This is a genomic window from Streptosporangium sp. NPDC006007 (assembly GCF_040614315.1).
In the GTDB taxonomy this organism is placed as follows: Bacteria; Actinomycetota; Actinomycetes; order Streptosporangiales; family Streptosporangiaceae; genus Streptosporangium.
In genome coordinates this window covers 1-6,660 of record NZ_JBEXUG010000081.1, presented here as the reverse complement: position 1 = coordinate 6,660, position 6,660 = coordinate 1, and the positions used below count along the sequence as shown (strand labels likewise).

The following is a 6,660-nucleotide window of genomic DNA, read 5'->3' as shown; positions in this document are numbered from 1 at the left end:
CACTGGAAGAGGTGGACGTGGCCCGCTTTAAAAGAACGCGGGCGGCCTGGAGTTCCCGGCTCTGCTTCGCCGACGAGTCCGGCCAGAGCCTGAGGCCGCCCAAAGGGCGTACCTGGGGCCGCCGGGGCCACACCCCGGTCTTGACGGCGTCCTACGGCGGACGGGGACGGGTCTCGATCGCCGGGCTGGTCTGCGTCAAGCCCGGGATGCGTACCCGGCTGATCTATCGCACCCTCACCTACCACCGGCGCAAGGGCGAGCCCAAGGGTTTCGGCGTCGAGCGGTTCAAGGCCCTGCTGCACGCCGCGCACGCCCAGCTCGGCGGCCCGATCTCGCTGGTGTGGGACAGTCTGCCCGAACACATCTGCGCCCGGATGCGCAACTGGATCATCGAGCAGGAGGACTGGCTGGTGGTCTACCGGCTCCCGGCGTATGCGCCTGAGCTGAACCCGGCGGAGGGCGTCTGGGCCAACCTACGCGGCACGCTGCTCAACTTCGCCGTTCGCGGCATCGACGAACTGACCGTCCTGATCAGGCACGGGCTGAAACGGATGCAGTACCAGCCCGGCCTGCTGGACGGGTTCATCGCCGAGACCGGCCTCGTCCTCTTCGACCCACCGTAGTAACGCCCAGCTTTCATGCTCAGTAGGCCTGCCGCAATCCTGAATGGCCCATAATTTCGGCTTCGTTGTAACCCTTGGAAAAATTGCCGCCATGTGTTCGAAAATTCAAAAGACTTTTGGGCCGGCAGCTTGTCTGGTCTTATCCATCCCCATGCGGCATACCTTTCAAATTCCCGCCTTGCAGGCCAATCTGCTCCAGATTCAGCGTAATTATGCGCTTCATGCCAAACCTTCTCATAAAGGTGATGGCTAACTATAGCTACATCGATGTCGGACTGGTTTCCGAAGTGGCGATACCTTTTTTGGGGGGCTATGCTAAATCCTGGTTTTGCGGAGCCGACAACAAATATATCTCTATTTACTTCTAGGTCGAACTTGCTTGCCACCTCATCTTTCAAGGCATAGTATTGTTGCTCGGAAATTGCATAGCAGGAGCCATGTAGTAGGTGTTCGTTGACTATGGACCTATCGTTGGGTTGTCCCTCTAGGGCGGTAGAGAATTTGACAATCCGCTTTTGAATCGTCTCGTTGGAACTATTTGGCGATCCCAAAGCTCTTCCACGTGGGGGCAGGTGGTTGACCTGGAAAACTTTACCTCCCTTTGGGGGTGTAGCTACCGAGTGCTCCATGTTACTCTGTGTATGAATGGGCAGCTATCCGAATATTGTGGCTTTATGGAAGATTTGCGGTTTTTGTCTCCTGTGACTGTATTGTCGTATTCTTAATTTGATCAATCGAGTAGATCATGTTGTCGAAGGGAAAGTGCCCTGCGGGCAGTTACGTAGCGGTCGTGGAACTCTTGGGTGAGGGCTTCGCGGCGGTAGTGCTGGCGTAGGGCGCGGTCGAGGTCGCCGGCTCGGTGGACGAGGTCGGTGAGGGAGCGGCGGTCGATGTCGAAGGCATTCAGACCTTGTTCTACGGCGGCGTCGAGGTTGCCGCGTCGGGCGTGGATGATGCCGAGGTCGATGTGGGCGTCGGCGACGCGCATGGGGGCGTTGGAAGTGCCGTCGGGGCGGGTGTGCATCTGGATGGTTTCGAGGGCGTGTTCTTCGGCGCGGTCGTTGTCTTCGAGCCAGGTGTAGGCGGTGGCGGCGTAGAAGACCCACTTGGCGTGGTCGAACACGAAGTGGTGATCCGGGTTGCTGGGGGTGGGCAGCTTGGCGAGGATGTCGGCTCCGCGGGTGAGGGCCTTGTCGGCTTCGCGGCGGTCGCCGATGCGGGCCAGGCCGCGGGCCTCCTGCAAGGTCAGTTGGACCATGGCGCTGGATTGGCCGGCCACGGCCTGGCCGGTGCGGGCGGCGATGACGACGTCTTCGTAGCGGCCCTCGACCAGGGCGAACCAGGCGCTCATCTCGTAGGCCCAGGCCATGAGTTCGCCGTGGCCGACCTGGCGGCCCATCTCGTAGGCGGTACGGCGGGCGGTCTCGGCCTCCTCCCGCTCGCCCAGGTCGTAATGCACGCATCCGAGGAGCGCGGTCAGCCAGCCGGTGATGACCAGGAGTTCGCGGTGCTGGTCGAGGGTGATCCGGCCGCCGAGTAGGCCGTTGATCTGGGCGAGGCGTTTCTGGGTGCGGTCGCGCAAGGTGGCGGCGGAGACGACGGGGTAGGCGCGGCACAGCAGGTCGACGGCCTCGGCGAGGGCTTCCAGGGTTCCGGTGCCGACATCGGACGCCTGGAGTTGCTGCGCCAGTTCCATCGTGCCGTACAGGTCGGCCTCGGCTCGGAGGGCGTCCATGGGCATCACAGTGGCCTCGACGAGACGGTTCTGGCCGCGCCGATTCGGGCGGAATCCCAAATCTTCCGGTTGCAGGCCGGTCCGCTGGGTCAGGGCCAGCCGGTAGGCGGTGTGTGGCCAGGAGACTTCCCCGGCCTCCCAGCGGCGGATGCGTTCTTCATCGCACACCAGTCGTTCGGTGACGCCGATCGGGGTGGCGTTGATCTGCTCGGCCATCTCGGCACGGGTTAGGCGGTGCTCGTTACGCCATGCCCGGAGTTGAACGTTGGGGATGTAGTCGGGCATCTGGGGCTTTCCTCCCGGCTGGGGGCTCAAGAGGGGGGAACGAAGGGGGCCTTTCAGGGGTCCTGCTGTCACCGGTTTGCCGGTGGACTTGTCATCAAGCAACCACGGTACGTCAGCCCGCCTTCCGCCGCAGGGAGCGCGGATCGAAATCGAGGAGATGGCGACGGTGACCCGGCCAGACGAGTCCAGCGAAGAAAAGCCCTGCCTCTTTTGCCGGGGGCGGGGGACCAAGCTGCGCAGCTCGCGCCGTGCCCTCCTCATCGGCGAGAGCGGCAGTGATCAAGAGACGTACGGAGAACAGGAATGTCTCGACTGCCTCGCAAGCGGCCGGGCCGAAAGGAACGTGACATGACCCCGCCTCCCCAGCCCGCCGTCCCCCTGCAAGCAGGTCCCCAAGAAGAACAGCACAGTGAAGCCCTCCTCCTCACCCTTCTGCAGGATGCGCTGCTGCGGCGGGGAGTGCGGGCCGAGCTGCGTGACAACGCCACCGCCCTGATGATTCCCCGTCCACGGGTGGGACTGCCGGTATGGGTGTTCGTCGGGTACGGCGGCGCCTACTTCTCCTGGCAGTCCGCTGAGAAGCGCCACCCGGTGAACGATCTGGACGGCGCGGCACAGATCTTGGCCGAGTACGTCGGCCGATAGACGGGCGCGGCGGGGCGGGGTCCCTCGGGTCTGGAGGGGGCCGGGGAGCGTTACCCCTGTCCCGTCGCGCCTTCCACTGTCCCGGCAGACAGCAGAACGGACGCATGCGGCCCGCCCCCGGTACCGCATGCCCTTTCCCCCGCTCCTGTCTGCCGGGATCATCCTTTTCTCCGGTCTCCCCGTCCTCGAACGCGTGACAGGGGAGGAAAGCCAAGTTACGCTCTAGCTTGGTAAAACAACCTGTTGGGTGATGGACGGTCGTTATGTCGCTAGAGTCCGTACCGCCGAAGTATGCGCAGCTTGTGCAGGCACTCCAACGGCGCATCGAGTCGGGGGACTACCCTCCGGGCTCCATGCTGCCCAGCGAGAACCAGCTCATCCAGGAGTTCGGTGTTTCCCGGCCCACTGTGGTCGCCGCTCTCCGGGTCCTGCGGGAACAAGGGTGGATCGAGTCTCAGCAGGGCAAGGGCCGGTTCGTGCGCGGACGTCCGGCGGTGGCCTTGGTCGAACGCCCCCGGCCTGGGCAGGCGTACCTGACCGCTCCGGAGAGCGCGTCTTGTGGTGAGGTGGTCGAAGTCGCGGCCGTGGCCGTACCCAACCGCGTCGCCACCTTGCTCAACCTGGCTCCCCGGAGCAAGGCGTTTCTGCGTCGGCGTCTGGTCAGCCGGGAGGGTGGGCCGACCGAGGTCGTCTCGGTGTGGTTGCCCCTTGGGTTGTCCGAGGGGACCGATCTGACCAGTGCCGATCCGCTTCCTCAAGGGCTGCGGGATCATCTGCGGTCCCGTAAGGGCGTGCGGTTCGATCACGTCGTGGAGCAGATCACCGCACGGATGCCCACGGCCGACGAGGCCAGGCGGCTCGGCATGCCGAAGAACACGCCGTTGCTGGCGGTGTACGGGGCGGTCCGAGATGCCTTGGGGCAGGCGTTGGCCGTGGTGGAGGTGCTTTTGCCGGCTGATCGCCACGAGCTGGAGGACGCCTATCCGATCGGTTAGCCGATCCTCACCACGCGAGCCCGCTTAGGTGCTGACCTACCAAGCGGGTTTTCTTATCCGTGAATCACACGACAGGTTAAGTGTAGATCATGTGACCGGAGAGTATCATCTTCGAGCTCCGCGCTCACCTGGACACGTACGCCGGAGACGGTGACGAGGTGTTCGTCGTCCTCGGGGCGAAGGGAGCCGTGCTCAGGAGGCCGGCCTTCTCCCGGATCTGGGCCAAGGCGCTCAAGGAGGCGGGGCTTTCGGGCGTTCACCTCCCCGCTCTGCGTCACACGGGAAACACCTTCGCCTTCCAGTCGGGTGCGACGCTGCGGGAGCTGATGGACCGCATGGGGCACTCGACCGCGCGGGCCACGCTCATCCATCTGCACGCCGATGATCTTGCTGGGTGGAGTTCAAGTCGGTGGCGCGTGTTGAGTCATTCGCCTACCTCTCTGGAAACCCTCCGTCTTGGAGCCGCCACCCAATCGGGGTACCTCACCCCCAGTGCAGCGGAGGGCTTTGGGTTCCGGTGTACCGCGGAGACCACTCCGGCGGTAACGGATCTGTGCCCGCCTGGGCGCTGGCCGCGGTGTAGTAGTAGCCGGCCGCCGGCGGGGTGAAAGTGCGCACGCAGGTGACGACCTTCTGATTGTCGGCCAGGGCGACCGGGCAGGTGTGCAGGCTCTCGCGGTACTTGTCCTTGGTGTCCCGGTGGGTCAGCCACACATAGGCGGTGACCTTCCCACTCGTCCCGGAAGGCCGGAGGGCCTTGATATAAACGGCCGCCCGAACCTGGCCCTCGCGCAACTCGATGCAGGGGTTGATGGCCACCCCGGCCCGGAGAACCGGCTGATAACCCCCCCGGCATGCCTCACCGCTGATCGATTGGGCCGAAGTTCCCAAAGACTGCACAACCCCCCAGACTCCCGCGGCCCCCAGTACTACAGCTGCGGCAACAATGACAGTTGACCGGGACCGACGCGGGCGCCGGTCGTTGACGACCCTGATGGGGCCGGTGTCCTCCGACACACCCGCCTTCTGTTCGCCAGCGGCATCCTGAGCCGAAGCAGGGTCAGGGCCTCGGGCCGACCGCCTGATCTCAAGATCTCCCCGGGTCCGCAACCACGGCTTGGCCTGTTCTTCACTCAAACCACAGGCCCGCAGGAAACCCGTCAGCGTGAGCGCGGACGGCAGCTGCTTTCCCCCCAGCATCACTGAAAGCGTGGACCTGGAGACTGTGGCTTCTTTCTCCAACTGTCGCAGCGACAGACCCGCCCGAGCCCGGATCACTTTCAGCGCCTGGGCGAACTCATGCACGGTGGCGATCTGCTCAGGGTTTAGATCGCTGACATCCATATAACCCTTTCAAAAATACGCCTCGCAGTGCGGGCTCCCCGAACACGCTCGACCCGGGGATCTCCCAAACGGAGCAATCATAGTGTCTGCCTTTGGACCGACACAGCCGTGTAATCCCAGTCCGCGCCTTCTTCTGCTCGGCCTCTCGGAGCTGTCTTGATGTGGGTGGATTCTGTCCGGCATCGTCTACTGACCTGCCTGGACACCCCACCAATGTGCTGTGCTGAGAGCACCGCAAGCCGACACCCCGACCTACCGGGCGGCTGCGGATCCTATCCATTCCCAGCGGAAGCGGAGCTGTCCATGTCCCGAATCACACTCCCCGCCGCCTCAGCCATCCTGCCGGCCGCCCGGGCCGGCTCCTCCCGTGGTCTCCGCCGCGCCGTGACCGCGGCCGTAGGGCTGGCGCTGGTCGGCACGCTCGCCCAGGCCCCCGCCCCCGCCGCCGCCGCCGTCCCCGGACGGGTGTGCATGTTCTCCTACCCCAAGGAACCGAGCACAGGTAGGGCGTGGGCCGGATACGCCGGACACGTGGGCTGGGCGTTCAAGACTGGTCCGGATCGGTGGACCTGGGGCTCCTTCTTACCTGCCAAGAGTCCCTGGGCTTCCAGCTGGACCTGGGTCGCCACGCAGGGCAAGTTCCGTCAGATGGGATACAGCAGCTTCCGTTGCAAGGACACCCATCGGATGGGGGCCGCTGTCGCGACGACCAAGTGGAAGGAACTTCTGGGCACGCGCTACCGGCTCCTGTACAACAATTGCCTGACCACCAGCGTGGACATCTTCCGCGCCTACACCACTGAGCTGGGCAGCCTTCCCTCCGGGGTCGGCCAAACCCCCAACCGCTACTTCAACGGCACCCTGCGGCACTACGGCTTCGGCGGGGCCTGGCCCCTGTAGCAGGGGGGCATGCACCCCATGTCACCCCTCCCGTGGGGGGCCCCGGGAGGGGGGCCCCCGGGGGGGGTGGACCCGGTAGAGGGGGGGCCCCAACCGGCACACGGAGGGCCCCCCCACAAAAAAACCGGGGTAA

Annotated in this window: 6 protein-coding genes; 4 read left to right on the top strand and 2 right to left on the bottom strand. The window is 64.7% G+C overall.

Annotation, left to right across the window (positions count from 1 at the left end):
• Positions 1–623, top strand: a 623-nt coding sequence (locus tag ABZ194_RS29940) for a transposase (RefSeq protein WP_355600376.1), incomplete at its 5' end; no start/stop codon positions are given.
• A gap of 730 nt (positions 624–1,353) precedes the next feature.
• Here the strand turns inward: ABZ194_RS29940 and ABZ194_RS29935 are convergent.
• Positions 1,354–2,643 (bottom strand): hypothetical protein, encoded by a 1,290-nt coding sequence (locus ABZ194_RS29935; protein ID WP_355600375.1) that lies wholly within the window; start codon positions 2,641–2,643, stop codon positions 1,354–1,356.
• A 348-nt stretch (positions 2,644–2,991) separates the two neighbouring features.
• Here ABZ194_RS29935 and ABZ194_RS29930 point away from each other — a divergent pair, with 348 nt between their 5' ends.
• A complete protein-coding gene (locus ABZ194_RS29930) occupies positions 2,992–3,288 on the top strand; it encodes a hypothetical protein (RefSeq protein ID WP_355600374.1) in 297 nt (98 codons plus the stop codon).
• 302 nt (positions 3,289–3,590) lie between these two features.
• A complete protein-coding gene (locus ABZ194_RS29925; protein WP_355600373.1) occupies positions 3,591–4,283 on the top strand; it encodes a GntR family transcriptional regulator in 693 nt (230 codons plus the stop codon).
• A gap of 483 nt (positions 4,284–4,766) precedes the next feature.
• Here ABZ194_RS29925 and ABZ194_RS29920 read toward each other — a convergent pair whose 3' ends face one another.
• Positions 4,767–5,627: a helix-turn-helix domain-containing protein gene (locus tag ABZ194_RS29920; protein ID WP_355600372.1), complete on the bottom strand. Its 861-nt coding sequence runs from the start codon at positions 5,625–5,627 to the stop codon at positions 4,767–4,769.
• A gap of 303 nt (positions 5,628–5,930) precedes the next feature.
• Here ABZ194_RS29920 and ABZ194_RS29915 point away from each other — a divergent pair, with 303 nt between their 5' ends.
• On the top strand, positions 5,931–6,527 hold the full coding sequence (locus tag ABZ194_RS29915; RefSeq protein ID WP_355600371.1) for a hypothetical protein: 597 nt from the start codon (positions 5,931–5,933) through the stop codon (positions 6,525–6,527).
• Positions 6,528–6,660 lie beyond the last annotated feature (133 nt).

Excerpts from the sequence above, each read along its gene's own strand:
- ABZ194_RS29935 (WP_355600375.1), bottom strand. The coding sequence starts at position 2,643 with ATGCCCGACTACATCCCCAACGTTCAACTCCGGGCATGGCGTAACGAG.
- ABZ194_RS29930 (WP_355600374.1), top strand. The coding sequence starts at position 2,992 with ATGACCCCGCCTCCCCAGCCCGCCGTCCCCCTGCAAGCAGGTCCCCAA.
- ABZ194_RS29920 (WP_355600372.1), bottom strand. The coding sequence starts at position 5,627 with ATGGATGTCAGCGATCTAAACCCTGAGCAGATCGCCACCGTGCATGAG.
- ABZ194_RS29915 (WP_355600371.1), top strand. The coding sequence starts at position 5,931 with ATGTCCCGAATCACACTCCCCGCCGCCTCAGCCATCCTGCCGGCCGCC.